The organism is Mesorhizobium sp. L48C026A00 (assembly GCF_000502375.1).
GTDB classification, from domain to species: Bacteria; Pseudomonadota; Alphaproteobacteria; order Rhizobiales; family Rhizobiaceae; genus Mesorhizobium; species Mesorhizobium muleiense.
In genome coordinates this window covers 1-1295 of the sequence record NZ_AYWU01000097.1, presented here as the reverse complement: position 1 = coordinate 1295, position 1295 = coordinate 1, and the positions used below count along the sequence as shown (strand labels likewise).

Below are 1295 nucleotides of genomic sequence, written 5' to 3'. Positions count from 1 at the left end.
TAGCAACGTTTCGACACCGCTACCTTGGCACATTGTGATGCCGTTAGGGGGCGTCCACCCCATCGATTAGGCCTTCTACCTGTTTCGCCATCGCGTCCTGGAGGCGCCAGTTAAGACAGGGGCCGATATTGCGGGCTCTGACCGTTCCGGCATGAAGGAGCGTCTGCGCGCCATCAGCAACCCGCAATCCATAATGATCTGGCTGATCATGCTCGCAAGCGGCCTCAGCACCTATCCCTTCCAAACATACCTATCGCCCTTTGTCCGCGACGAACGTGGCCGCTGCTTAGCGTACTGTCCAGGCCATGGAAAATTCCGACAGGCACCAAAGTCGTCGCAGACTTTTGCAGCGGGCGCGGTGGCCCGGCGAACCAGTCATTGATCGCTACCTTGTCGGTGGTGCCAGTACCCCTGTTGGGCAACCCACAGCTCGTTGGCGTCGATGCCCGTTCCGAAGTCCAGCATCTTCGGGAGCCGCATTCGACAATCGTAGCCGATCCGCTGCGTATTCCGATGAAGCCGGCCACCGATTCCGATTTGAAGCCGGCCAGTCATTCCGATTTCATTCCGGCCACCCTTCCGATTTGAAGGCGGCCAGTTTCGGACTGATCCTGGGTCTCGTTGATGTTTGGGTTGGGTTTTGTTTCAGGTCAAGCTTCGGTGTTTTCGGGGACGATTGGCGGGCGCTGTTTTCGCATGCTTTCACCGGTGAGATCGATGCGATAGGCGTTGTGAACGAGGCGATCCAGGATGGCGTCGGCCAAAGTTGGGTTTGCAATAATTTCCCACCAGCGATCCACGGGCACCTGACTTGTGACGATGGTTGAGCGTCGTTCGTAGCGATCCTCAATGATCTCCAGGAGATCGCGGCGTTGGTCGTCATTGAGTTTTTCCGGTCCCCAGTCATCAAGGATCAGCAGGTCGGTCCTGGCAAGAGATTTGAGGATCCTGCCGTATTGCCCGTCGCCTCTTGCGAGCGCGAGGGCGGCGAACAGCCGGGGAAGCCGGTGGTAGGCGACTGAGAAGTCTTCGCGGCAGGCCTGGTGGCCAAGAGCGCAGGCAAGCCAGCTTTTGCCTACGCCGGCTGGCCCGGTGACAAGAAGACCGTGATGCTTTCTGATCCAGCCGCAGCCGGCAAGCGCCATGAACAAATTGCGGTCGAGGCCGCGTGCGGCGCGGAAGTCGGCATTCTCGATCTGCGCGTCATGGCGAAGCTTGGCAGCCCTGGCGCGAGCCTCGAAACGCTTCTGGCGGCGCATGGTCGCCTCGCGGCCTTCTTTTCCAAGGATAACGAG

General features: G+C 59.4%; 2 protein-coding genes. One reads left to right on the top strand and one right to left on the bottom strand.

Annotation, left to right across the window (positions count from 1 at the left end; all coding sequences use genetic code 11):
- The first annotated feature begins 378 nt into the window (after positions 1-378).
- Positions 379-588 carry a hypothetical protein gene (locus X738_RS85835; protein ID WP_023804285.1) on the top strand — a complete coding sequence of 70 codons (210 nt, stop codon included), beginning with the start codon at positions 379-381 and terminating at the stop codon, positions 586-588.
- 62 nt (positions 589-650) lie between these two features.
- Here the strand turns inward: X738_RS85835 and istB are convergent.
- Positions 651-1295, bottom strand: a 645-nt coding sequence (gene istB / locus X738_RS80495; RefSeq protein WP_023804284.1) for an IS21-like element helper ATPase IstB, incomplete at its 5' end; no start/stop codon positions are given.